Consider the following 22,905-nt stretch of genomic DNA (forward strand, 5'->3'; position numbering starts at 1 on the left):
GCCGTACACTAGCCCGGACGAACAGACGGAGGAGTACGTGCCAGAAGGTGTGACCGCGGGGATCACGCTCCTCGCCAATCGCTACGAGATCGGTGACGTCATCGGTCGGGGCGGCATGGCGACCGTGCACCTCGGCAACGACACCCGCCTCGGCCGCAAGGTCGCGGTGAAGCTCCTCAAGCCGAGCCTCGCCAACGACCCGGCCTTCCGCACGCGGTTCCGGCAGGAAGCCCAGGCCGCTGCACGCATGGCCCACCCCACCGTCGTCCGCGTGTACGACGCCGGCGAAGAGACGGTTTCCGAGCCGTCGGGCGCCGAGGTGCAGGTCCCCTTCATCGTCATGGAGTACGTCGAGGGCCGTCCGCTCTCCGACATCATCGCCGAGGGCGCCGTCGCCCCGGACGAAGCCGTGCGCATCACCGAGGGCATCCTCACCGCGCTCGAGTACTCGCACCGTGCGGGCGTGGTCCACCGCGACATCAAGCCCGCCAACGTCATGGTCACCCACACCGGCCAGGTCAAGGTCATGGACTTCGGCATCGCCCGGGCCATCACCGACACCTCGGCGACGGTCGCGCAGACCACGTCGATCCTCGGAACCGCCTCGTACTTCTCACCGGAGCAGGCCCGCGGCGAGACCGTCGACGCCCGCACCGACCTCTACTCCACCGGCGTCGTGCTCTTCGAGCTCCTCACCGGTCGCGCACCGTTCCTCGGGGACACCCCGGTGGCGGTCGCCTACCAGCACGTCAGCGAGCAGCCGGTCGCACCGTCGACGATCTCGCCCGACGTGTCACCGGCCCTCGACGCAGTGACCCTCCACGCCCTGGTCAAGGACCGCACGCGCCGGTTCCAGAACGCGGCCGAGTTCCGCTCGGACCTGCAGCAGGCCGCAGCCGGCCGGGTGCCCGCGTCCACGAAGAAGCAGCAGCAGAACGCGGCGAACGACGCCTCGACCGTGCTCTTCGGCGTCGACCCCCGCACGACGACCAACGCCGCATCGGCGTTCCGTGAACTCGACGACGACACCGCCGAGCACCGACCCCAGCGCACCCAGAACCGACCTCCGGTCGCGTGGATCTGGGTCGGCATCCTGCTCACCGTCGCGGTCATCGTCGCCGTGGTGTTCTTCGTCGCGAACCTGCAGCCGGGCAAGCCGCCCGTGTCGTCCTCGGTCAGCGTGCCCAACGTGGCGGGGTCGACCTACAGCGCCGCGGCCAGCGCCCTCGACAAGAAGGACCTCAAGCCCGTCAAGGTCGAGGAGAACTCCGACAGCGTCGACAAGGGCACGGTCATCCGGACGGACCCGGGCTCCGGGGTGAACGTCGGGCGCAACCAGAACGTCAACGTCGTGGTCTCCCTCGGCCCGGAACGCGTCCCCGTGCCCGAGCTCAACGGGCAATCGCAAGCGGCTGCGCAACAGTCCCTCGACGATGCCGGATTCCGCCTCGGCGCGATCTCGAGTGACTACTCGGCCGACGTCCCCGAGGGCACGGTGCTGAGCTCGGACCCCGAGTCGGGTTCCCTGCACACCAAGGGCATCGTGATCAACCTCACGATCTCCAACGGCAAGGTGCAGCTGCCCGACGTGACGCAGCAGCAGTACTCGGCCGCGAAGGCCACCGTCGAGCAGCTCGGGCTCACCGTGAACCCGGCGCCGTCTTACTCGTGCACCGGCGGGCTCGTGACCCAGCAGGACACCCCTGCCGGAGACGTCACCCAGGGCAGTGCCGTCACGCTCACCTACTGCGCACGAGCTGCGGCGCCGCCGAAGGCACCCTCGTCCAGCAACAACAACGACAGCGGCGACAGCGGGAAGAACGATCGCGGCGACGACCAGGGTGACGACGGCCGCTGAGCCGACCGTCTCGTGACGCGACCGTCCTGACGGACGGGTGACGGGCCTCCAGTCCGTCCTCCGTGCCCACAGGCACGTTTGCTCGTCGCCTCCGCTCCTGACGGCCTGGAGGCACGGTGCCCGCCCGCAACCGACGGCACGTCACGCAGACGGTGCGGTCCAGTGCCGGAAGACGCCGTCGTGTCGGCACGACGCCCCGGAACGGACGAGACGCCGCCGGATCCGGCGGCGTCTCGGTGACACGACGGCGTCTGCCGCCATGGGACGCTCGTCAGGCGCGGTGCGTCGCGATGAGCGGCCCGAGGTCGGCGGCGCGCTCGGCTGCGCCGGACAGCCCGGTGGTCTCGAGCCAGTTGCCGACCATGCGGTACCCGCCCTCGGTCAGGACCGACTCCGGGTGGAACTGCACGCCGAACACGGGGTGCGCCCGGTGCTGGACGCCCATGATGACCCCGCCCTCGGTGCGCGCAGTCACGGTGAGTTCGTCGGGGACGGTACCGTCGACGATCGCGAGCGAGTGGTAGCGCGTGGCCGTGAAGGGGTGCGGGACACCGGCGAAGAGCGCGCTGTCGTCGTGGTCGACCTCGGAGGTCTTGCCGTGCATGAGCTCCTCGGCGTGCGTGACCGTGGCGCCGAGTGCCTCCGCGATGGCCTGGTGTCCCAGGCAGACGCCGAGCAGCGGGGTCTCGGCGGCGATGGCCGCGTGCACCGTAGGGATCGAGACGCCGGCAGCCGCCGGTGTTCCCGGGCCGGGCGACAGCAGCACGCCGTCGTACTCGGCGATGCGGTCGGCAATCTCGGACTCGGGGAAGGCATCGTTGCGCACGACATCGGTATCGGCGCCGAGCTGCTGCACGTACCCGTTGAGCGTGTAGACGAAGCTGTCGTAGTTGTCGACGACGAGGATCCTGGTCATGGCGGTTCACCGTACTCGTGGGGGATGTGTGCGGCGGTCCGCGGGCCGATCCACACACGTGGTCACGGTAGGATACCGGCCATGGCCAAGGACAAGGACCGCACCAAGCCCGCCCGGACGACCCGAGCTGACTCGGTCGACACCGCGGGGGACGCCCCGAACCCGGTGTGGTTCAAGCCGGTCATGTTCGGCTTCATGCTCATCGGTCTGGTGTGGGTGATCGTCTTCTACATCTCGAACGCCACGCTGCCGGTTCCGAGCCTCGGCTCGTGGAACATCGTCGTCGGCTTCGGCATCATGTTCGTCGGCTTCCTCATGACCACTCGCTGGCGCTGACCCTCAGCCCGCTGTTCTCCCGACGCCCGTCGCACCGCAAGGTGCGGCGGGCGTCGTGGTTCTCCACAAGCTCAAGCGCTCCTGGAACGCACATCCTCGAGGATCTCGCCGTTCTCCACATCTTTCCCCACTCTCCACACCGTCATCCACACCCCGACCCCGGAGTTATCCACAACCGATTCCACAGTGGGGATAATCACACTGGTGTAACTCACCGACTTCTCCACACCTGTGGATAACTCGCAGCAGCGCTGTGGACAGCTGTGGATGAGCAGGACGCGAGCAGCCCTGGGAACGACGAACGCCCCGCCGCAGTGCGACGGGGCGTTCGGGAAACGTTGTGGCGGTGTCAGCCGATCGTGACCGCGTAGCCCACAGCGGTGAGCGCGATGCCGAGCACCGCCGCACCGATGATCAGCGCGATCTGCAGCGGACGCTTCCGGACGTTGCGCGTCTGTGCGAAGACGAAGCCCATCAGGAAGCCACCGATAATCCCGCCCACGTGCGCCTGCCACGAGATGTTGACTCCGGGCAGGAACCCGATGACCAGGTTCAGTCCCATGAGCACGAGGAGTTGCACGGCGTTGTTCCCCAGACTGCGCTGCAGCACGAAGAACGCGGCGAACAGCCCGAAGATCGCACCCGAAGCACCCAGCACGGTCGTCCCGGGCGCCAGGAATGTGACGAGCATGGAGCCGAAGATCCCCGTGATGAAGTACAGCGCCACAAACCGCCAGGTGCCGAGCATGTTCTCGAGCATCCGACCGAAGATCCAGAGCGCCCACATGTTGAACAGGATGTGGAAGAGGCCCGAGTGCACGAACAACGAAGTCACCACACGCCAGGGCTGCGTCGGCAGCAGGAACGAGTTGTAGGCGAGCAAGCTCGTGAAGAACCGCCCGCTGACCTGGTCGAGCAACCAGATCGCCACCGTGATCGCCACGATGACGGTGGTGCCCTTCTGGTCGAGCATGGCGAAGCGCCGCCGAGCGACCGTGAACCCACTGGGGGCTCCGGACGCTCGACGGTTCGCTGCGAACTGTGCGCGCTGTTCACGCACGCACTCCGGGCAGTGCACCCCGACCGCCGCCGGCGTCTGGCACTCCGGGCAGATCGTCCGCCCACAGCGCTGGCAGAGCACGAAGCTCTGCCGGTCCGGATGCCGGTAGCAGGTGTTGTTCGGGTTGTACGCCTGGTCGGTCACGTGCTGGTCAGACGCCTTCGACGTCGATGCTCTGGATGACGACGTCCTCGACGGGCTTGTCACGACCGTCGGTCGGGACGCCCTCGATCGCGTCGACGACCGCACGGGACTCGTCGTCGGCGACCTCACCGAAGATGGTGTGCTTGCCCTGCAGCCACGGCGTCGCCACCGTGGTGATGAAGAACTGCGAGCCGTTGGTGCCGCGGCCGCCCTGGATGCCGGCGTTCGCCATGGCGAAGATGTAGGGGTTCTGGAACGTGAGCTCCGGGGAGATCTCGTCGTCGAAGCGGTACCCGGGGCCACCGATGCCCTGGCCGAGCGGGTCGCCGCCCTGGATCATGAAGTCCTTGATGATGCGGTGGAAGATCACGCCGTCGTAGAGCTTGTCGGTCGAGACCTTGCCCGTGCCGGGGTGGGTCCACTCCTGCTGGCCCGTGGCGAGGTCGACGAAGTTCTTGACGGTCTTCGGTGCGTGGTTGCCGAACAGGTTGACGCGGATGTCGCCCTTGTTGGTGTGGATCGTTGCGACAGCGGTGTGCAGAGACATGTTCCGATTCTCGCATGTACTCCTGACCGCGGACGGATTGCACAGCTGCGGTTCCGTGACCTGTCAGGCAGTGTGGTGGCAGGATGGGGTCACGCCGATCCGATGGAGGTACCAGATGACGACGATCGAGATCCCGCGAAAGCGTCGGAAGCAGATCAAGAAGCTCAAGGGCCAGACCGCCTCGCTCCTCGGCGAGCAGCGCAAGGTCCTCGAGCACGCGAACGCGATCCTGGCTGAGGCCCGGTCGAACGCCGCGGACGCAGCTCGCAAGGACATCGCACCCCGCGTGCAGAACGCGATCGACAACGGGATCCGTCCCGCGTTCGCCACCGGCGTGCACGCTGCCACCTCGGCAGCGCAGAGCGCTTCGCACAAGTTCCAGTCCGAGGTGGTCCCCGGACTCGTCTCGACCGCTGGCTCGGTGCTGAGCGTGACCGACCTCGCGAAGGACCCCCGGGTCAAGAAGATCGTGAAGAACGCGCACAAGAAGAGCAAGAGCGCGAAGAAGGCTGCCGCGAAGTACGTCCCGTCGCAGCAGAAGAAGGGTCTCGGCTTCGGCGGAGTCGCACTCATCATCGTCGGCGTCGTCGCCGTCGCCGGTGCTGCGTACGCCGCGTACCAGACGCTCCGCGCCGACGACGACCTGTGGGTCGCCGACGACGCTGACACGGCGGAGAAGCCCGCCGCCTGACCTCCCGGTTCGTACGAAGGGCCCCGGCTGCTGCCGGGGCCCTTCGTCGTTCCCCGGGCACGCACTGAACCGGCGCACCGCGTGCCGTGAACGCACCCACCCACCGACCTGGAGGCCCGTACCGGCCTGGCCCCGCGCCTCCCGTCCGCCACGCGCTCACGCAACACGCCCCGGTGACGCCGCCGAGAGGTCGCAACCTGTCGTGCGGAGGACGCGCAGACGACAGTTCCGGCGACCTCGGCGAACCACACGCGGCATGTCGTGACCACTCGAGAAGATGCCGGCCGCACGGCGAGTGGAGGTCCCAGCCATCGCGGAGCGGCGCGTCGCCGAAGGCACGCAGACCAGCACGACGACCGAGCCGCCCGCGACGATCGCGCCGCAGGGGCGGCGGCGCGCATGGGCACAGAACGAAGCCCCTGGGAAGACGACGGAGTCGGCAACCAGGGGCTGATGCGAGTGGAGCCTGGGAGAATCGAACTCCCGACATCCTGCTTGCAAAGCAGGCGCTCTACCAACTGAGCTAAGGCCCCGAGTGCCACCGAGGTGATCGGCGACAGGATGGGATTGTCGTGCTGTTCCGGAGAACTGGTGGGGCTACAAGGACTTGAACCTTGGACCTCTTCGTTATCAGCGAAGCGCTCTAACCGCCTGAGCTATAGCCCCTCAGACCGGATGAAAGCCTACCGTACGATCCCGCCGGAACGAAATCGAGCAGTGGGCCCATCCGGCCCGGGTGTGTCAGTTGTTCGTGAAGCCCACGAGCAGACCGCCCGTGATCCGAACACTGAGGTTGTAGAGCACGCTCACGATGGCGCCGAGCACGGTGCCGACGACCACGTTGAGGATGCCCACGACGATGGAGAACCCGAGGACCTGGCCCAGCGAGAACTGGTCCATGATCGAGTAACTGTTCTGCCCGGTGACGTCCTTCAACAGGGCGTCGACCTGGGTGAACACACCCGTCTGGTTGAGGATGACCCACACCAGTGCCGTGGCGACCACGATCACGATGCTGCCGGCCAGGGCGATGAGGAAGCTCAGCTTCACCATCGACCAGAAGTCGACGTAGACCAGTCGCAACCGCACCTGGCGGGTGCCGACGGGTCGCTTCGCCTTCTTCTGGAGCTTCTCGGCGACACTACTCATTGCTTGACTGGTCCTCTCCGGCCTCGTCTGCGACGGGCTCGGTGTCGATGGGATCAGTGGAATCCGGGGCCGCTTCGGCTGGGCTGACCGTCTCCACCGGGCCCGCGGGCTCGATCTCGGCGTCGTCCTGGTCGTCCAGGTTCCGCTCGGTGTTCCGGGCCACCGCGATGATCCGGTCGTTCTCCGCGAACCTCGCGAAGACGACGCCCATCGTGTCACGGCCCTTGGCAGGGACCTCGGCCACGGCAGACCTTACCACCTTGCCCGATTGCAGCACGACGAGCACCTCGTCGTCCTCGCCGACGATGAGAGCGCCCACAAGATCGCCTCGGTCGAGCGCCAACTTGGCCACCTTGATGCCCAGACCACCACGGCCCTGCACCCGGTACTGGTCGACCGCGGTGCGCTTGGCGTAGCCACCCTCGGTCATCACCCAGACGAAGCCGTCGTCGGAGACGACCCGGGCCGCGAGCAGCGAGTCGCCGTCGCGGAAGGACATGCCCTTCACACCCGAGGTCGAGCGACCCATCGGACGCAGGGTGTCGTTCGTCGCCGTGAACCGGAGCGACATGCCCTGGCGGGACACCAGGAGCAGGTCGTCGTGCTCGTCGACGAGCAGCGCCTGCCGGAGCTTGTCGCCGTCGCGCAGGTTGATCGCGATGATGCCGCCGGTGCGGTTCGTGTCGTACTCCGTGAGCGCGGTCTTCTTCACCAGACCGTGCTCGGTCGCGAGGACCAGGTACTGCGCCACCTCGTAGTCGCGGATGTCGAGCACCTGCTGGATCTGCTCGTCGGGCTGCATCGCGAGCAGGTTCGCGACGTGCTGGCCCTTCGCGTCGCGGCCGGCCTCCTGCAGCTCGTACGCCTTCGCGCGGTAGACCCGGCCCTGGTCGGTGAGGAACAGGAGCCAGTGGTGCGTCGTCGTGACGAAGAAGTGCTCGACGATGTCGTCGGCGCGGAGCTGGGCCCCGCGGACACCTCGGCCGCCACGGTGCTGCGAGCGGTACTGGTCGCTGCGCGTGCGCTTGACGTAGCCACCGCGGGTGATGGTGACGACCATCTCCTCTTCAGGGATCAGGTCTTCCATCGACATGTCGCCGTCGTAGCCGAACATGATCTCGGTACGGCGGTCGTCGCCGAAGCGGTCGACGATCTCGCTCAACTCGTCGCGGATAATCGAGCGCTGGCGGCTCTCCGACCCGAGGATGTCCTGGAAGTCGGCGATCTTGCGCTCGAGCTCCTCGGCCTCGTCGTGGATCTTCTGACGTTCGAGGGCGGCGAGACGACGGAGCTGCAGCTCGAGGATCGCGCGCGCCTGGATCTCGTCGACGGACAGCAGGTCCATCAGGCCGGTGCGGGCCTCTTCGACGTCGGGCGAGCGACGGATGAGCGCGATGACCTCGTCGAGGGCGTCGAGTGCAGCCAGGTAGCCACGCAGGATGTGGGCGCGCTTCTCGGCCTCGCGCAGACGGAACTGCGTGCGGCGGACGATGACGTCGACCTGGTGGGCGACCCACGCCGAGATGAAGCCGTCGAGCGGCAGGGTGCGGGGCACCCCGTCGACGATCGCGAGCATGTTCGCGCCGAAGTTCTCCTGCAGCTGGGTGTGCTTGTACAGGTTGTTCAGCACGACCTTGGCGACGGCGTCACGCTTCAGCACGATGACCAGGCGCTGCCCGGTACGGCCGGAGGTCTCGTCACGGATGTCGGCGACACCGGCGAGCTTGCCGTCCTTGACCAGCTCGGCGATCTTGATCGCCAGGTTGTCGGGGTTGACCTGGTACGGCAGCTCGGTGACGACGAGGCAGGTGCGACCCTGGATCTCCTCCACCGAGACGACAGCACGCATCGTGATCGAACCACGGCCGGTGCGGTAGGCGTCCTGGATGCCCTTGGTGCCGAGCACCTGTGCACCCGTCGGGAAGTCCGGGCCCTTGATGCGCTGCATGAGCGCGGCGAGCAGCTCTTCACGGGTGGCGTCGGGGTTGTCGAGCGCCCACTTGGCGCCCTCGGCGACCTCGCGCAGGTTGTGCGGTGGGATGTTCGTGGCCATGCCGACCGCGATGCCGACCGAGCCGTTGACGAGCAGGTTCGGGAACCGGGCCGGCAGGATCGCCGGCTCCTGGGTGCGGCCGTCGTAGTTGTCCTGGAAGTCGACGGTGTCCTCGTCGATGTCGCGGACCATCTCGAGCGCGAGCGGCGCCATCTTCGTCTCGGTGTACCGCGGAGCGGCGGCGCCGTCGTTGCCCGGCGAACCGAAGTTGCCCTGGCCGAGCGCGAGCGGGTACCGGAGCGACCACGGCTGCACCAGGCGGACGAGGGCGTCGTAGATCGCCGAGTCACCGTGCGGGTGGAACTGGCCCATGACGTCACCGACGACGCGGGAGCACTTCGAGAACGCACGGTCCGGGCGGTAGCCGCCGTCGAACATCGCGTAGATCACACGGCGGTGCACCGGCTTGAGGCCGTCGCGGACCTCCGGCAGGGCACGACCGACGATGACCGACATCGCGTAGTCGAGGTACGAGCGCTGCATCTCGAGCTGCAGGTCGACCTGCGAGATGCGGTCACCGGAGACGACGATGTCCCCGCTGTCGCCGTGGACGATCTCGGGCTGCTCGTCGGCGCCGTTCTCGTTGTCGTCAGCCATGTGGCTTCGTTCCCTTTCTGGACAGCCTGGAGGCTGTGGTTCCGTTGGTCGCACCGGGCGCGACCACAGGTGGTCAGGACTGGTCGACGCGGCTCACGCCGCGCCTCCTGGCCGTTAGATGTCGAGGAAGCGGACGTCCTTGGCGTTCTGCTGGATGAACTGGCGACGTGCGTCGACGTCTTCACCCATCAGCGTCGAGAAGGTGCTGTCCACCGCAGCCGCGTCCTCCAGCGTGACCTGCAGCAGCGTGCGGGTGTCCGGGTTCATGGTGGTGTCCCAGAGCTCCTTGTAGTCCATCTCGCCGAGGCCCTTGTAGCGCTGGATCCCGTTGTCCTTCGGGATGCGCTTGCCGGCTGCGAGGCCGGCCTGCATCAGGGCGTCGCGCTCCCGGTCGCTGAACACGTACTCGTGCGCCGAGTTCGACCACTTCAGGCGGTAGAGCGGCGGCTGCGCGAGGTACACGTAGCCGTGCTCGATGAGCGGACGCATGTAGCGGAACAGCAGCGTGAGCAGCAGCGTGGTGATGTGCTGGCCGTCGACGTCGGCATCGGCCATCAGCACGATCTTGTGGTACCGGGCCTTGTCCGGGTCGAAGTCCTCACCGATGCCGGCACCGAACGCCGTGATCATCGACTGGATCTCCTGGTTGGCGAGGGCGCGGTCGAGCCGGGCCTTCTCGACGTTCAGGATCTTGCCGCGCAGGGGCAGGATCGCCTGGGTCATCGGGTTGCGGCCCTGCACGGCGGAACCGCCGGCGGAGTCACCCTCGACCATGAAGATCTCCGACACGGTCGGGTCCTTCGACTGGCAGTCCTTGAGCTTGCCGGGCATGCCGCCCGACTCGAGCAGCCCCTTGCGGCGGGTGGTCTCGCGCGCCTTGCGGGCGGCGAGCCGCGCCTGCGACGCCTGGATCGCCTTGCGGACGACGTCGCGTGCCTGCGTCGGGTTGCTCTCGAACCAGTGGGTCAGCTCGGTGCCGACGACGCGCTGCACGAACGACTTCGCCTCGGTGTTGCCGAGCTTGGTCTTCGTCTGCCCCTCGAACTGCGGCTCGCCGAGCTTCACGGAGATGACGGCCGTCAGCCCTTCGCGGATGTCGTCACCCGTGAGGTTGTCGTCCTTCTCCTTGATGATCTTCGTCTCGCGCGCGTAGCGGTTGACGAGGGTCGTGAGCGCGGCACGGAAGCCCTCTTCGTGGGTGCCGCCCTCGTGCGTGTTGATCGTGTTCGCGAAGGTGTGGACGCTCTCCTGGTACGAGGTGTTCCACTGCATCGCGACCTCGAGCGCGATCTTGCGGTCCGGGTCCTCGGACTCGAAGCCGATGACGTCGGGGTGGACGAGGTCGGCCTTCTTCTGCGCGTTGATGTACTCGACGTAGTCGGCGAGACCGCGCTCGTACATGAAGGAGTCGTTGCGCGCCTCTTCCCCTTCTTCGGGGGTGCGCTCGTCGCGCAGGTTGATCCGCAGGCCCTTGTTCAGGAACGCCATCTGCTGGAACCGTGTGCGCAGGGTCTCGTAGTCGAAGACGACGGTCTCGAAGATCTCGGCGTTCGGCCAGAAGGTGATCGTGGTGCCGTGCTCGTCGGACGGTTCGTCCTTGGTCAGCGGTGCGACCGGGACGCCGTCGGTGTAGCTCTGGCGCCAGACGTGACCCTGCTGCCGGACCTCGACGTCGAGCTCGGAGCTCAGTGCGTTCACGACGGAGGAACCGACACCGTGCAGACCACCGGACACCGCGTAGGCGCCGCCGCCGAACTTGCCACCGGCGTGCAGGACCGTCAGGACCACCTGCACGGTCGAAACGCCCTCGGCCGCGTGGATGCCGACCGGGATGCCACGGCCGTTGTCGACCACGCGGACACCACCGTCTTCACGGATGGTGACGTCGATGGTGTCGCAGTACCCGGCGAGGGCCTCGTCGACGGAGTTGTCGACGATCTCCTGGACCAGGTGGTGCAGACCGCGGGGCCCCGTCGAACCGATGTACATACCGGGACGCTTGCGGACCGCCTCGAGCCCCTCGAGCACCTGAATCTGGTCTGCTCCGTAGGACGGTTCGCTCTGCGGGGTCTCCGCGTCGAGCGGGTTCTGCGGGTCGTCTTCAGATTCTGATGCCATGTCGAGCGTGCTCCTGCCTGCGCGCGGAACGCCCGCGCACTGCATCTCCCAGTCTATCGCAGAGCCCCCTCTTTCGAGGGCTCATCTGCCCCGCAGACGGGCTTTTCTGGCACTCCAGGATGATTTCGTCGCCTCAACCGTAGGTGTCGCGAGGACCGCGCCCCTGGACCGTCCTGGGGCCGCGTTTCCACGTGGGGGCGTCCGGGCCGGAAACCCTGATCGACTCGACCCCGGCTTCGGGGTGCCGTTCCGCGATGGTCGTCGTGACCGTCGCACGCATCAGTCGGAGCTGGGTCGCCCAGGCCGTCGAGTCACACCGGATGACGAGTGCGCCGTCCTCGATGGTGACCGGTCGGGAGTGCTTCGCCAGCTCCTCGCCGACGACGCTCGGCCAGTCCACGAAGAGCTCGGAGCGGGCGAGGGGTTCGGTCCAACCGAGTTCCTGAGCGAGCGAACCGACGATGTCCGCGAGCCCCTTCGGCTCGCGGCCGCGCCCGTACGGCACGGTGTCGGCGTCGAACTCGCGGGCACGGCGGCGGCGGGCATCGGTGCCGCGCTTGGACGGGTCGCCGAACACCGCGCGCAGGTGGCGGTACACCTGCGAGGGTTCGGTGGGCTTGCGGGGCTTCGGCATCAGGCGTCGGCTTCGGCGGGGGTGGGGGTGTCGGTCGGGTCGGTCTTGCTGTCCGCGTCCGTCGGCTCCGTCGCGTCGGTCGCGTCCGTCGCGTCCGTCGCCGGACTGGAGGCCCGGGTCGCGTCCGCCTCGTCGGTCACGATCGTGCCCGCCTCGATCCGCACGGTGTGCGCCGCCAGCTTCGGGGGCACGTCGTTGAACACCGCGGCCGTGATGAGCACCTGCTCGTAGTCGGCGACGGCGTTCGCCAGCCGTTCCCGCCGCGATTCGTCGAGTTCGGCGAAGACGTCGTCGAGGATGATGATCGGGTCACCCAGGTTCGACTCGGCGCGCAGGATCGAGGCGCTCGCGAGCTGGATGGCCAGCGCGAAGGACCAGGATTCGCCGTGGCTGGCGTACCCGCGGGCTGGTAACCCGTTGAGCTGGAACAGAACGTCGTCCCGGTGCGGTCCGACGAGGGTGAGCCCGCGGTCGAGTTCGTCCCGGCGACGACGCTCGAGCGCGGCCGCGAAGGCCTCGGCCGCCGACGCGACCGTGACGGGCTCGTCGGGGGTCCCGAGCACGGGGTCGGTGGCTGCCGCGGACTCGGGGTCGCCACCGCGGATCGACAGGACGCCGGTGATCGAGGCGTCGTGGTGCTCGCCGGCGACGGTCGCGTAGGCCTCGGCCACGAAGGGAGCGAGCCGCCGGGTCAGGTGGTCACGGGCCGCGACGATCTCCGCGCCGAGTCCGACGAGCCGGTCGTCCCAGACGTCGAGCGTCGACAGGGCGTTCGCCTTCGCGCCGGTGGCACGGGCTGACTTGAGCAGGGTGTTCCGCTGTCGGAGCGTGCGGTCGTAGTCGGCGAGCACGCCCTGCATCCGCGGTGCGATCTGGCCGAGGAGCTCGTCGAGCATCCGGCGTCGCCCGGCCGGCTCGCCCCGCACGAGGGCGAGGTCCTCCGGGGCGAAGAGCACACTCGTGCAGTAGCGCGGCAGCTCGCGCGGTTTGATCGCGGAGCGGTTCACCTGCGCACGGTTCGCACCGGTGCGGTTGATCTGCACCTCGGCGAGGATGCTGCGGTCCTCGTGCGCGAGTCGAGCCCGGACGATCGCGGCGTCGCATCCTTGGCGGACGAGCGCTGCGTCGGTGGGGACGCGGTGCGAGCCGAGGGTGGAGAGGTACCCGATCGCCTCGACCAGGTTGGTCTTGCCCTGTCCGTTGCGCCCGACGAACAGGTTCGGCCCGCGTGCGAGGTCGACGTCCGCCTCCCGGTAGTTCCGGAAGTCGGACAGTTGGAGATGGTCGACGTGCACGCGGGCCGAGTCCGGGTTCCCCCGGGAAGTCCTAGGACTTCTTGACGGCGTGACCGCCGAACTGGTTGCGGAGCGCCGCGACGGCCTTCATCGTCGGCGAGGCGCTGCCCTGGCGCGAGACGAAGCGCGCGAAGATCGACGCCGAGAGCGCCGGCATCGGCACGGCGAGCTCGATGCCCTCTTCGAGCGTCCAGCGGCCCTCACCCGAGTCCTCGACGTAGCCCTCGAGCTCGTCGAGCTTCGGGTCCTCGTTCAGCGCGAGCACCATCAGGTCGAGCAGCCAGGAACGGACGACCGTTCCGCGCTGCCAGCCGGCGAACACGGCGGGGACGTCGGTGATCAGGTCCTTGGCTTCGAGGAGCTCGTAGCCCTCGCCGTACGCCTGCATGATCGCGTACTCGATGCCGTTGTGGACCATCTTCGCGTAGTGGCCGGCGCCGATCGGGCCGGCGTGCGAGAAGCCCTCTTCACGGGGACCCTCGGGGCGCAGCGCGTCGAACACGGGCATCGCGAACTCGACGTCCGCGGCGTCACCGCCGACCATGAGGCCGTAGCCGTTGTCCTTGCCCCAGACGCCACCGGAGACGCCGGCGTCCATGTAGCGGATGCCGCGCGCAGCGAGCTGCTCGGCGTGCGTGGTGTCGTCCAGCCACTTCGAGTTGCCACCGTCGATGACCAGGTCGCCCTCGCCGAGGACGCCGGCCAGGTCGGTGATCACGTCGTCGGTGATCTTGCCGTGCGGGACCATGACCCACACGAGACGCTTGCCCTCCGGGAGGGCAGCGGCGAGGGCGCCGAGGTCGGCGACGTCCGAGACGGCGGGGTTCGCGTCGTACCCGGTGACCTCGATCCCTGCGTTGCGGAGACGGGCACGCATGTTGTTGCCCATGCGACCAAGGCCGACAAGACCGATGTGCATGATTTCCTCTTCTGTTCGTCGTCGCGCTGATGCTGCCGGTGGTGTGCGCCAGCGCAGGTTGCCTGTTGCGCCTATCGCAGCAGCAGGTTCGGCTGCAGCAGGTACCGGTATCCATCGGTCTCTGCGGCCTCTTGCGAAGTCTGGCCGGTGATCAGCACCGGGCCCGGCTTGTTGGGGTTCTCCGTCTTGGTGAAGGAGATGCGGACGAACTCGGAGTGCACCGCGTTCAGCCCGTCCAGGAGGAAGGCGGGCTTCAACGAGACCACCGTTTCCTCGCCGGTCAACAACGCACTGATCGACTCTGACGCCTGCGCTTGTTCGGATCCGATCGCCTCGAGCGTGAGCCCGTCGACCGTGAAGGAGAACCGGAGCGCCGCTTCGCGCTCCAGGACGAGGGAGACCCGTCGGACCGCCTCGACGAGCTCCGCGGTGTTGATCACCGCGTGGTCGTTGACGGTCTCGGGGAAGAGCCGGCGGACCGGCGGGTAGTTGCCCTTGATGAGCAACGACGTCACGGTCTTGTCGTCGGCGTGGAACGCGATGAGCTCGCGGTCGGAGTTGCCGCTGATCGAGACCGACACCGTGGACGCCGAACCGAACGTGCGGCCGACCTCCTGCAGGGTGCGGGCCGGGACCAGTGCGTGCAGGGGGTCCGAGCCGACTCGGCCGGAGTCCCACGCGATGGTGCGGACGGCGACGCGGTAGCGGTCGGTGGCGATGAGGGAGAGGTCGTTGTCGCCGACCTCGAGCTGCACGCCCGTGATGACGGGGGTGACGTCGTCGCGGCTGGCGGCGACGGCGACCTGGGACACCGCTTCGGAGAACGCGTCGCCGGGGATCACACCGGTCTGCGGGCCGATCTCCGGGAGCGTCGGGTACTCCTCGACGGGCATGGACAGCAGCGTGAAGTGCGCCGATCCGCAGGAGACGGAGATCTTGGCGTCCTCGGTGGTGAACGACACGGGGGCGTTCGGCAGCCGGCTCGCGATGTCGTTGAGCAGTCGACCGGAGACCAGGACCGTGCCCGGCTCGTCGATCTGGGCCGAGATGGACGTCTGCGCCGACACCTCGTAGTCGAACGACGAGAGCGTCAGACGATCTCCGTCGGCGTGGATCAGGACGCCCGACAGGATCGGGAGGGTCGTGCGCTGCGGGAGGAGCTTCACTGCGAAGGAGACGGCTTCGGAGAAGACGTCCCGGTTGACCTCGAACTTCACAGCTGGAACCCCTGTCGATCGGCTTGGACTGTCCGGCCGCCCCATTCTGGCACAGGCGGACGGGGGCCGGATTTCTTGTCATCCCGCCGTCCACAAGGTTGTCCCGCAGAGATTGATCGTTAACCAGGAGTAATGGTGTTAACGCCTGTGCACACTGTGGATAACCCTGTGCATCCCGCTCCGCAGTAGGGAACTACACGGTTGTGACTTGTGAGCGGTGTGTGAGCGTTAACGGGATGAATGAATCTCATCTATCCACTTCCATCCCCAGTCTCCACAGGTGACCCCCCACCTGTGTACAACCGGGCGGCGTGTCCTCCACAGTTATCCACAGGCTATCCACACTGTGAGAAGTCCGGCCCATGGAACCGTCTCAGATGGTGGATGGGGCCGGGAACGGGCCGATCTCAGCGGTAACGGCGGTCCTGCTTGATGCGGCTGGTGAGCTCGGTGACCTGGTTGTAGATCGACCGACGCTCCTTCATCAGCTCGGTGATCTTCTTGTTCGCGTACATCACGGTGGTGTGGTCGCGGTTGCCGAACAGCTGCCCGATCTTGGGCAGGGACAGGCTCGTCAGCTCACGGCACAGGTACATCGCGATCTGTCGTGCCGTGGCGATCGCCTGGGAGCGGGACGACCCGTACAGGTCGTCGACGGAGAGCTTGAAGTACTCCGCGGTGTGGTTGATGATGTCCGTCGGCGCGACGACGTTGTCCTCGTCGAGGGTGATCAGGTCCTTGAGGACCGTCTGCACCAGGGCCATGTCCACGGCCGTCCGGTTCAGGCTCGCGAACGCGGTGACCCGGATCAGGGTGCCCTCGAGCTCGCGGATGTTGCTCGACACCTTCGACGCCATGAACTCGAGGATGTCGTCGGGCACCTGCAGGTGGTCGGACTGTGCCTTCTTGCGGAGGATCGCGATGCGCGTCTCGAGCTCGGGCGCCTGCACGTCGGTGATCAGGCCCCACTCGAAGCGCGATCGCATCCGGTCCTCGAACCCGGTCAGGTGCTTCGGCGCGACGTCGGACGTGATGACGACCTGCTTGTTGTGGTCGTGCAGCGTGTTGAACGTGTGGAAGAAGGCCTCCTGCGTGGAGTCCTTCCCCTGCAGGAACTGGATGTCGTCGATCAGCAGGATGTCGATGTCGCGGTACCGCTGCTGGAACTGGTTCGAGCGGTTGTTCGCGATCGAGTTGATGAAGTCGTTGGTGAACTCCTCGCTCGACACGTACCGGACGCGGATCCCCGGGTAGAGGCTCTCGGCGTAGTGCCCGATGGCGTGGAGCAGGTGGGTCTTGCCCAGCCCGGAGTCCCCGTAGATGAAGAGCGGGTTGTAGGCCTTGGCCGGTGCCTCAGCCACGGCGACCGCTGCCGCGTGGGCGAACCGGTTCGACGAGCCGATGACGAAGTTGTCGAAGTTGTACTTCGGGTTGAGTCGCGACTCGGGCCGACCGCTGGTGCCGGGAGAGTCGATCTGGCTCGGGACGAACGGCGCCTCGATGTACTGGCGCGGTGCGGCACTCTGCTCGACGGCTTCCTGCACGGGCTCGGCGTACTCGGGGACGTTCGGGTCAACCCGCGGCTCCGACGCCATGTCCGGGTTGACGGTGATGGCGAAGTTCGCGACCGAGTCGTCACCGATGCGGCCGACTGCCTCGGTGATCGGGATCCTGATGCGCTGTTCGAGCATGCCCCGGGTCAGGTCGTTCGGGACCTCGAGGTACAGGGTGCCGGCGAGCACGCCCTTCGGCTCGACCAGGTTCAGGAACCCGTGGAGCTGCGGCGTGATGCGGGGGTCCTCGGCGAGGAGTCCGAGTACGGATGACCAGAGGTCCTCGACGGGGTCGGCCGGCATCGTCATGTCGCGCTCGTCTCCAGGGGTCGTGTCGTGCGTTCGCTGTCGGACGAGAGTGCGTCCTGCGGGGTCGGACATGCCGTGGCGTCCTCGGCGACCGCACTCGGGACCAGGTCGTCGCCGGCGGATCGTCGGTGGCTCCGGGGGCTTCGTCGACGCCTCGTTGCCGCGGAGGTTCCCACAGGGTTGTCCACAGTGTTGTCCACGACCACCTCGAGTCGTCCGACAGGAGTACTTCCCTGTCGTACCGGCCATCGGGGCGATCGATCACACCACTGTAAAGGACCGGACCGAGTCCCACCGAACGGAAGTTGTCCCCAATGTGGAGAATGGGCTCGAGCAGCGGCAGACCCGACGGCGCCGACGCAACCGGTCCGGGCGGGGTTTGACCTGCTCGCCGCTGTCACGTACCGTTAACCAGTTGACTGCGGCCCTTTGGTCGCGCCCATCTGCGTCGTTCGACACCCGGACGGCTACACATACGTGACGGCTCGCCGCGAGCAGCCGTGTGGAGAACATCATGAGCAAGCGCACCTTCCAGCCGAACAACCGCCGCCGCGCCAAGAAGCACGGCTTCCGCCTCCGCATGCGGACGCGTGCCGGCCGTGCCATCCTGTCGGCGCGCCGCGCCAAGGGCCGTACCGAGCTCTCGGCCTGATCAGGCTCATCGCCTGATCCGGTCCTCGGTCTGACCCCGGCGTCGCAGTGTTGGCCAGCGCCAACCGCATCGTGCGCGGGGATGACTACCGGAACGTCGTGCGTCGTGGTCGCAAGAGCGCCACGGCGCACGTCGTCGTGTCCGTGGTCCGTCAGCCGGTCGACCGCAACGGACCGACGCGGTTCGGCTTCATCGTCGCGAAGACGGTGGGGAACGCGGTGACACGGAACCTGATCAGGCGGCGGCTCAAGGCGATCGCGCACGACCTGCTCGACGAGACCCCACAGGGGTTCGACGTGGTGGTCCGTGTACTGCCAGCCGCATCGCAGGCCGGATGGCCTACCCTGCTCGAAGACGTCACGCGCTCCTTCGCGCGCGGGGTGGAGAAGGCAGCATGAACCGCACTCTGTGGACCCGGCTTGCCTGGGTCATCGCGTTGCTCCCACGCAACGCGTGCGTCGTCGTGCTCCGGGCCTACCGTGCGGTGATCTCCCCGCTCTACGGCAACGTCTGCCGCTACCACCCGTCGTGCTCCCGGTACGCCCTCGAGGCGATCCAGCAGTACGGCGTCGTGCGCGGATCCGCCATGGGCGCCTGGCGCATCGCCCGTTGCAACCCCTGGGCTGCTGGTGGCATCGACGACGTCAAGGAACGCCGTCACCCGTTCGTCGTCAACCGGTTCGGGTTCGTCCTCGCGCCGATCCCGCAGCAGCCGCACCCCGCGGTCGGAACGGTTCGGCCGGTCCTGCTCCCCCAGCGCACTCGAAAGGCGTAGCCGTCCCCATGGACATCATCGGAACGATCCTCTGGCCGCTCAAATGGGTGGTCTCGGCCATCCTCGTCGGCTTCCACTGGATCTTCGAGAACATCGGCATGGACCCGAACGAGGGCATCACGTGGGTGCTCTCGATCATCTTCCTGACGTTCGTCGTCCGCGCAGCGTTGATCCCGATCTTCGTCCGGCAGATCAAGTCGCAGCGCCGCATGCTCGAGGTCGCGCCGCAGCTGAAGAAGATCCAGGACAAGTACAAGGGAAAGAAGGACCAGTTCTCGCGTGAGGCCATGAGCCGCGAGACGATGGCGCTCTACAAGGAGACCGGGACCAACCCGCTCAGCTCCTGCCTGCCGCTGCTGCTGCAGATGCCGATCTTCTTCTCGCTGTACTCGGTGCTGCACGAGGCCCAGATCAACAGGACGGGCATCGGCCTGCTGACGAACGACCTCGCGGCGTCGTTCGGCAACGCGGCCCTGTTCGGTGCTCCCCTGCACGAGACGTTCACGAACGCCTCCGGGTGGGAGGTCCGTGCGATCGCGGGCTTCATGATCGTCGTGATGACGGCGTCGCAGTTCATCACGCAGCTGCAGCTCGTCGCCAAGAACATGTCGCCGGAGACCAAGGAGTCTCCGATGTACCGCCAGCAGAAGATGATGCTGTACATCCTCCCGCTGGTCTTCGTGATCTCGGGTCTGAGCTTCCCCCTCGGTGTCATGTTCTACTGGCTGGCCTCGAACCTCTGGACGATGGCGCAGCAGTACTTCGTCATCCGCAGCATGCCGACCCCCGGCTCCGAAGCCGCACTGGCTCGTGAAGCCCGCCTGGCCAAGAAGGCACAGCGTCGCGGGACCGCCACCCCGGTCCTGGCCGAGGCCGGTGCCGGCGCCGGTGCGACGGAGATCGAGCCCGTGCGCGTCACCACCCAGCGTCAGCAGCCGGTCGGCAAGCAGCGCCAGAAGAAGAACGGGAAGAAGTAAGTGACCGAGCAGGACACCGCAGGCGCCGTCGAGACGACGGAGACCGAGACCGAGGACGCCCGCGACGAGGCGGACATCGCAGCGGACTACATCGAGGAACTCCTCGACATCTGCGACCTCGACGGCGACATCGAGATCGAGGAACGCGCCGGTCGGGTGTACCTGTCCGTCACCGATGACGGCGAGGCACTCCGCGTGCTGTCGAAGCCCGACACCGTGACGGCGCTGCAGGAGCTCACCCGGATCGCCGTGCAGGCCGAGACCGGCGAGTTCAGCCGGCTCATCCTCGACGTTGGTGGCTCGCGGGACGCCCGTGCTGACGAGCTCCAGCGGCTCGTGGACACCGCTGTCGAGCGCATCGAAGCCGGTTCGTCGTCGGCTGCGCTCCCCCCGATGTCGTCGTACGAACGCAAGCTCGTGCACGATCTGGTCGCTGAGAAGGGCTTCCACTCGGAGTCCGAGGGTGAGGGTCGGGACCGCCACACGGTCGTCACCCGATGACGGACGCACCCGTCCCGACCGATGCAGCCCCGGTGCTCGAGGCTGAGCCCGCGGCGGCTGCAGCACTCTTCGGTGACCAGATCGAGGTTGCGCGCTCGTTCACCAACGAGCTCGCGCGGCGGGGTGAGGAGCTGGGCCTGATCGGCCCGCTCGAATTGCCCCGCCTCTGGACGCGACACATCCTCAATTCCGCGTTGCTCGCACCCCTCCTGGAGGCCCGGGGTCGCGTTGCCGACGTCGGTTCAGGAGCAGGATTGCCGGGTCTCGTGCTCGCGATCGCCCGTCCGGACGTCGAGTTCGTCCTCATCGAGCCGATGGAGCGCCGGACGGATTGGCTTCGCGCTGAGTCTGACCGGCTCGGCTTGCAGAACGTCACGGTGCTCCGCGGCCGTGCTGAGGATGTAGCGGACGACGTCGTGGTCGACCAGGTCACCGCACGCGCCGTCAGTGCCCTGTCGAAGCTCATCCCCCTCACCGTGCCGCTGGTCCGCTCCGGCGGCCAGCTCATCCTGATGAAGGGTGCGCGGGTCGACGAAGAGATCGAGAAGGCCCGGAAGGTCATCCTTCGGAAGCGCCTCTCTGATGTCGAGGTGCTCGAGCTCGGAGAAGGCGTGGTCGACGAGACCACCCGCGTCTTCCGGGCTACAGTTGACTGACGCTGCGGCTCGGGCCGGGTCATCCGGCCGCCAGTGGCTCCGCGTTCCACGTGAAACATCGAACCGGGGAAGAGGCACTCGTTGAGTTCATCGACCGACTACGACGCGTCGACACCGCTCGCTCGCGAGATCGCCGACCTGAACCGTCGCCGGCGCGCGATCGCCACGCAGCAGTTTCCACTCCCTTCTGAGACGCGGATCATCACCGTCTCGAACCAGAAGGGTGGCGTCGGCAAGACGACGACGACGGTCAACCTGGCAGCGGGTCTCGCCCATGGCGGCGCTCGTGTGCTCGTCATCGACCTGGACCCGCAGGGCAATGCCTCGACCGCGCTTGGTGTCGATCACCAGGCCGAGGTCGCGAGCATCTACGACGTGATCGTCGATGAGGCACCGATGGCCGACACCGTGCAGGCCTCCCCCGAGTCGGACACCCTCTGGTGTGTGCCGGCCACCATTCACCTCGCCGGCGCCGAGATCGAGCTCGTGTCACTGGTGGCACGTGAGCAGCGTCTCCGGACCGCGCTCGACATGTACCTGCAGTCGCTGGACGAGCCGTACCACTACGTCTTCATCGACTGCCCGCCGTCACTGGGCCTGTTGACGATCAACGCCTTCGTTGCCGCGCAAGAGGTACTGATCCCGATCCAGTGCGAGTACTACGCGCTCGAAGGACTGAGCCAGCTGCTGCGAAACATCGAGCTGATCGAGAGACACCTCAACCCGAACCTCCGAGTCTCGACGATCCTGTTGACCATGTACGACGGCCGCACGAACCTGGCGAACCAGGTGGCGAACGACGTCCGGGAGCACTTCGGTGACCAGGTCCTCAAGGCGATGATCCCCCGCTCCGTCCGCGTGAGCGAAGCACCGAGCTACGGCCAGAGTGTCGTCGCGTACGACGTGAACTCCACTGGGTCGCTGTCCTACCTGGAAGCGGCCGCCGAGATCGCAGCACGAGGAGCGAAGCACTGATGGCACCGAAGCGAACCGGACTCGGCCGAGGCATCGGCGCCCTGATCCCGACGGCGACCGATCAGCAGGACCGTCCCGTCGACGTGTTCTTCCCGACCGGTGGATCACCGGCATCCGCTCCGACGGCCGACGAACTGGTGGCCGTGCCGGGAGCCCGACTCGCAAACCTCAATCCGCTGGACGTGATCCCGAACGCGCAACAGCCGCGGATGGAGTTCCGCGAGGAGGAGCTCCAGGAGCTCGTGCACTCGATCCGCGAGATCGGTGTCCTGCAGCCCATCGTCGTCCGGCCGATCCCCGGCGCGACGGGCACCGAGCCCCAGTACGAGCTCATCATGGGTGAGCGCCGTCTACGGGCCACGAAGGAACTCGGCCTGAGCACGATCCCGGCGATCGTCAAGGACACCCCCGACGACGCGATGCTGCGCGACGCGCTGCTGGAGAACCTCCACCGGGCACAGCTCAACCCCTTGGAAGAGGCGTCGGCGTACCAGCAGCTCCTCGCGGACTTCGGGATCACCCAGGAACAGCTCGGACAGCGCATCGGTCGATCGCGCCCGCAGATCACGAACACGATCCGACTCCTGCGGCTCCCCTCCCCCGTGCAGCGGCGAGTGGCCGCAGGCGTGCTCTCTGCCGGACACGCTCGTGCCATCCTCGCCGCTCCGGACGCCGAGGCGATGGAGTACCTGGCCGAGAAGATCGTCAACGAGGACCTGTCCGTCCGTGCTGCTGAGGCGATCGCGCAGCAACTCTCCACGAAGACGCCGCCGGCGAAGCCGAAGACCGAACCGTCGAAGCGTCAGGCGCACTTCAACGATCTGGCTGAGCGGCTCGGCGACCGCCTGAACACGCGGGTGAAGATCGCAGTCGGTACTCGCAAGAGTTCCGTCACGATCGACTTCGCGAACGGCGACGACCTGAACCGGATCCTCGGTGAGCTCGGGGTAGAGGACCTCGAGGGCTGAACCAG

Annotated in this window: 22 protein-coding genes and 2 tRNA genes; 11 read left to right on the forward strand and 13 right to left on the reverse strand. The window is 67.3% G+C overall.

The features are described 5' to 3' along the window. Positions 1-37 precede the first annotated feature (37 nt). Complete coding sequence (gene pknB, locus DEJ03_RS04565) at positions 38-1,858, forward strand: Stk1 family PASTA domain-containing Ser/Thr kinase (protein ID WP_258370500.1); 1,821 nt, start codon at positions 38-40, stop codon at positions 1,856-1,858. A 271-nt stretch (positions 1,859-2,129) separates the two neighbouring features. Here the strand turns inward: pknB and DEJ03_RS04570 are convergent, their stop codons facing one another. Continuing rightward, positions 2,130-2,774 (reverse strand): aminodeoxychorismate/anthranilate synthase component II, encoded by a 645-nt coding sequence (locus DEJ03_RS04570; RefSeq protein ID WP_110863678.1) that lies wholly within the window; start codon positions 2,772-2,774, stop codon positions 2,130-2,132. An 81-nt stretch (positions 2,775-2,855) separates the two neighbouring features. Between DEJ03_RS04570 and DEJ03_RS04575 the strand changes: the two genes are divergently transcribed. Next, positions 2,856-3,110, forward strand: a complete 255-nt coding sequence (locus DEJ03_RS04575; protein WP_071404137.1) for a cell division protein CrgA — start codon at positions 2,856-2,858, stop codon at positions 3,108-3,110. A 349-nt stretch (positions 3,111-3,459) separates the two neighbouring features. Here the strand turns inward: DEJ03_RS04575 and DEJ03_RS04580 are convergent, their stop codons facing one another. Together DEJ03_RS04580 and DEJ03_RS04585 are read right to left on the reverse strand one after the other, a co-directional pair. Further along, complete coding sequence (locus DEJ03_RS04580) at positions 3,460-4,314, reverse strand: rhomboid family intramembrane serine protease (RefSeq protein WP_110863679.1); 855 nt, start codon at positions 4,312-4,314, stop codon at positions 3,460-3,462. A 7-nt stretch (positions 4,315-4,321) separates the two neighbouring features. Next, positions 4,322-4,861 (reverse strand): peptidylprolyl isomerase, encoded by a 540-nt coding sequence (locus DEJ03_RS04585; protein ID WP_027466924.1) that lies wholly within the window; start codon positions 4,859-4,861, stop codon positions 4,322-4,324. A 115-nt stretch (positions 4,862-4,976) separates the two neighbouring features. Between DEJ03_RS04585 and DEJ03_RS04590 the strand changes: the two genes are divergently transcribed. Further along, a complete protein-coding gene (locus DEJ03_RS04590; RefSeq protein ID WP_110863680.1) occupies positions 4,977-5,552 on the forward strand; it encodes a hypothetical protein in 576 nt (191 codons plus the stop codon). A 460-nt stretch (positions 5,553-6,012) separates the two neighbouring features. Here DEJ03_RS04590 and DEJ03_RS04595 read toward each other — a convergent pair. From DEJ03_RS04595 to dnaA, 10 genes are all read right to left on the reverse strand, one after another. Further along, a tRNA-Ala gene (locus DEJ03_RS04595) sits at positions 6,013-6,085 on the reverse strand. Between the two features lie 56 nt (positions 6,086-6,141). Next, positions 6,142-6,218, reverse strand: a tRNA-Ile gene (locus DEJ03_RS04600). A gap of 75 nt (positions 6,219-6,293) precedes the next feature. After that, complete coding sequence (locus tag DEJ03_RS04605; RefSeq protein ID WP_027466922.1) at positions 6,294-6,701, reverse strand: DUF3566 domain-containing protein; 408 nt, start codon at positions 6,699-6,701, stop codon at positions 6,294-6,296. Next, entirely contained in the window at positions 6,694-9,351 is a 2,658-nt protein-coding gene (gene gyrA / locus DEJ03_RS04610) for a DNA gyrase subunit A (protein WP_071404135.1), read from the reverse strand. The genes DEJ03_RS04605 and gyrA overlap by 8 nt, the downstream gene beginning before the upstream one ends. A 114-nt stretch (positions 9,352-9,465) precedes the next feature. Next, a complete protein-coding gene (gyrB, locus tag DEJ03_RS04615) occupies positions 9,466-11,469 on the reverse strand; it encodes a DNA topoisomerase (ATP-hydrolyzing) subunit B (RefSeq protein ID WP_110863681.1) in 2,004 nt (667 codons plus the stop codon). Positions 11,470-11,602: 133 nt separating this feature from the next. Next, positions 11,603-12,103 carry a DUF721 domain-containing protein gene (locus DEJ03_RS04620; RefSeq protein ID WP_027466919.1) on the reverse strand — a complete coding sequence of 167 codons (501 nt, stop codon included), beginning with the start codon at positions 12,101-12,103 and terminating at the stop codon, positions 11,603-11,605. Then, on the reverse strand, positions 12,103-13,398 hold the full coding sequence (gene recF / locus DEJ03_RS04625) for a DNA replication/repair protein RecF (RefSeq protein WP_110863682.1): 1,296 nt from the start codon (positions 13,396-13,398) through the stop codon (positions 12,103-12,105). Before recF ends, DEJ03_RS04620 begins: the two co-directional genes overlap by 1 nt. A 31-nt stretch (positions 13,399-13,429) precedes the next feature. Next, positions 13,430-14,317: a phosphogluconate dehydrogenase (NAD(+)-dependent, decarboxylating) gene (gene gnd, locus DEJ03_RS04630; protein WP_110863683.1), complete on the reverse strand. Its 888-nt coding sequence runs from the start codon at positions 14,315-14,317 to the stop codon at positions 13,430-13,432. 71 nt (positions 14,318-14,388) lie between these two features. Continuing rightward, a complete protein-coding gene (dnaN, locus tag DEJ03_RS04635; protein ID WP_110863684.1) occupies positions 14,389-15,534 on the reverse strand; it encodes a DNA polymerase III subunit beta in 1,146 nt (381 codons plus the stop codon). A gap of 407 nt (positions 15,535-15,941) precedes the next feature. After that, complete coding sequence (gene dnaA / locus DEJ03_RS04640) at positions 15,942-17,396, reverse strand: chromosomal replication initiator protein DnaA (RefSeq protein ID WP_071404155.1); 1,455 nt, start codon at positions 17,394-17,396, stop codon at positions 15,942-15,944. 514 nt (positions 17,397-17,910) lie between these two features. On the opposite strand from dnaA, the gene rpmH reads away from it, so the two are divergent. The 8 genes from rpmH to DEJ03_RS04680 all read left to right on the forward strand — a co-directional run bounded on the left by rpmH (position 17,911) and on the right by DEJ03_RS04680 (position 22,900). After that, positions 17,911-18,048, forward strand: a complete 138-nt coding sequence (gene rpmH, locus DEJ03_RS04645; RefSeq protein ID WP_022889115.1) for a 50S ribosomal protein L34 — start codon at positions 17,911-17,913, stop codon at positions 18,046-18,048. A 47-nt stretch (positions 18,049-18,095) separates the two neighbouring features. After that, the gene (gene rnpA, locus DEJ03_RS04650; protein WP_110863685.1) at positions 18,096-18,446 is read left to right on the forward strand and encodes a ribonuclease P protein component; all 351 of its coding nucleotides are present in this window, start codon (positions 18,096-18,098) and stop codon (positions 18,444-18,446) included. Then, positions 18,443-18,823 (forward strand): membrane protein insertion efficiency factor YidD, encoded by a 381-nt coding sequence (yidD, locus tag DEJ03_RS04655; protein WP_071248636.1) that lies wholly within the window; start codon positions 18,443-18,445, stop codon positions 18,821-18,823. The genes rnpA and yidD overlap by 4 nt, the downstream gene beginning before the upstream one ends. An 8-nt stretch (positions 18,824-18,831) precedes the next feature. Further along, the gene (gene yidC, locus DEJ03_RS04660) at positions 18,832-19,800 is read left to right on the forward strand and encodes a membrane protein insertase YidC (RefSeq protein ID WP_110863686.1); all 969 of its coding nucleotides are present in this window, start codon (positions 18,832-18,834) and stop codon (positions 19,798-19,800) included. Beyond that, positions 19,801-20,301 carry a R3H domain-containing nucleic acid-binding protein gene (locus DEJ03_RS04665; RefSeq protein ID WP_110863687.1) on the forward strand — a complete coding sequence of 167 codons (501 nt, stop codon included), beginning with the start codon at positions 19,801-19,803 and terminating at the stop codon, positions 20,299-20,301. Next, positions 20,298-20,957 carry a 16S rRNA (guanine(527)-N(7))-methyltransferase RsmG gene (rsmG, locus tag DEJ03_RS04670; RefSeq protein ID WP_110863688.1) on the forward strand — a complete coding sequence of 220 codons (660 nt, stop codon included), beginning with the start codon at positions 20,298-20,300 and terminating at the stop codon, positions 20,955-20,957. The genes DEJ03_RS04665 and rsmG overlap by 4 nt, the downstream gene beginning before the upstream one ends. Before the next feature lie 81 nt (positions 20,958-21,038). Next, on the forward strand, positions 21,039-21,932 hold the full coding sequence (locus DEJ03_RS04675; protein WP_269149421.1) for a ParA family protein: 894 nt from the start codon (positions 21,039-21,041) through the stop codon (positions 21,930-21,932). Continuing rightward, complete coding sequence (locus DEJ03_RS04680) at positions 21,932-22,900, forward strand: ParB/RepB/Spo0J family partition protein (protein ID WP_110863689.1); 969 nt, start codon at positions 21,932-21,934, stop codon at positions 22,898-22,900. The genes DEJ03_RS04675 and DEJ03_RS04680 overlap by 1 nt, the downstream gene beginning before the upstream one ends. Positions 22,901-22,905: the final 5 nt, after the last annotated feature.

Origin of the sequence: Curtobacterium sp. MCLR17_043 (assembly GCF_003224215.1) — a bacterium.
Taxonomy (GTDB): Bacteria; Actinomycetota; Actinomycetes; order Actinomycetales; family Microbacteriaceae; genus Curtobacterium; species Curtobacterium flaccumfaciens.

What these genes read in the sequence shown, in the direction of transcription:
- DEJ03_RS04570 (WP_110863678.1), bottom strand. Translation starts at nt 2,774, where the DNA reads ATGACCAGGATCCTCGTCGTCGACAACTACGACAGCTTCGTCTACACG.
- DEJ03_RS04575 (WP_071404137.1), top strand. Translation starts at nt 2,856, where the DNA reads ATGGCCAAGGACAAGGACCGCACCAAGCCCGCCCGGACGACCCGAGCT.
- DEJ03_RS04585 (WP_027466924.1), bottom strand. Translation starts at nt 4,861, where the DNA reads ATGTCTCTGCACACCGCTGTCGCAACGATCCACACCAACAAGGGCGAC.
- DEJ03_RS04590 (WP_110863680.1), top strand. Translation starts at nt 4,977, where the DNA reads ATGACGACGATCGAGATCCCGCGAAAGCGTCGGAAGCAGATCAAGAAG.
- DEJ03_RS04605 (WP_027466922.1), bottom strand. Translation starts at nt 6,701, where the DNA reads ATGAGTAGTGTCGCCGAGAAGCTCCAGAAGAAGGCGAAGCGACCCGTC.
- gyrA (WP_071404135.1), bottom strand. Translation starts at nt 9,351, where the DNA reads ATGGCTGACGACAACGAGAACGGCGCCGACGAGCAGCCCGAGATCGTC.
- gyrB (WP_110863681.1), bottom strand. Translation starts at nt 11,469, where the DNA reads ATGGCATCAGAATCTGAAGACGACCCGCAGAACCCGCTCGACGCGGAG.
- DEJ03_RS04620 (WP_027466919.1), bottom strand. Translation starts at nt 12,103, where the DNA reads ATGCCGAAGCCCCGCAAGCCCACCGAACCCTCGCAGGTGTACCGCCAC.
- gnd (WP_110863683.1), bottom strand. Translation starts at nt 14,317, where the DNA reads ATGCACATCGGTCTTGTCGGCCTTGGTCGCATGGGCAACAACATGCGT.
- dnaA (WP_071404155.1), bottom strand. Translation starts at nt 17,396, where the DNA reads ATGACGATGCCGGCCGACCCCGTCGAGGACCTCTGGTCATCCGTACTC.
- rpmH (WP_022889115.1), top strand. Translation starts at nt 17,911, where the DNA reads ATGAGCAAGCGCACCTTCCAGCCGAACAACCGCCGCCGCGCCAAGAAG.
- yidD (WP_071248636.1), top strand. Translation starts at nt 18,443, where the DNA reads ATGAACCGCACTCTGTGGACCCGGCTTGCCTGGGTCATCGCGTTGCTC.
- yidC (WP_110863686.1), top strand. Translation starts at nt 18,832, where the DNA reads ATGGACATCATCGGAACGATCCTCTGGCCGCTCAAATGGGTGGTCTCG.
- rsmG (WP_110863688.1), top strand. Translation starts at nt 20,298, where the DNA reads ATGACGGACGCACCCGTCCCGACCGATGCAGCCCCGGTGCTCGAGGCT.
- DEJ03_RS04680 (WP_110863689.1), top strand. Translation starts at nt 21,932, where the DNA reads ATGGCACCGAAGCGAACCGGACTCGGCCGAGGCATCGGCGCCCTGATC.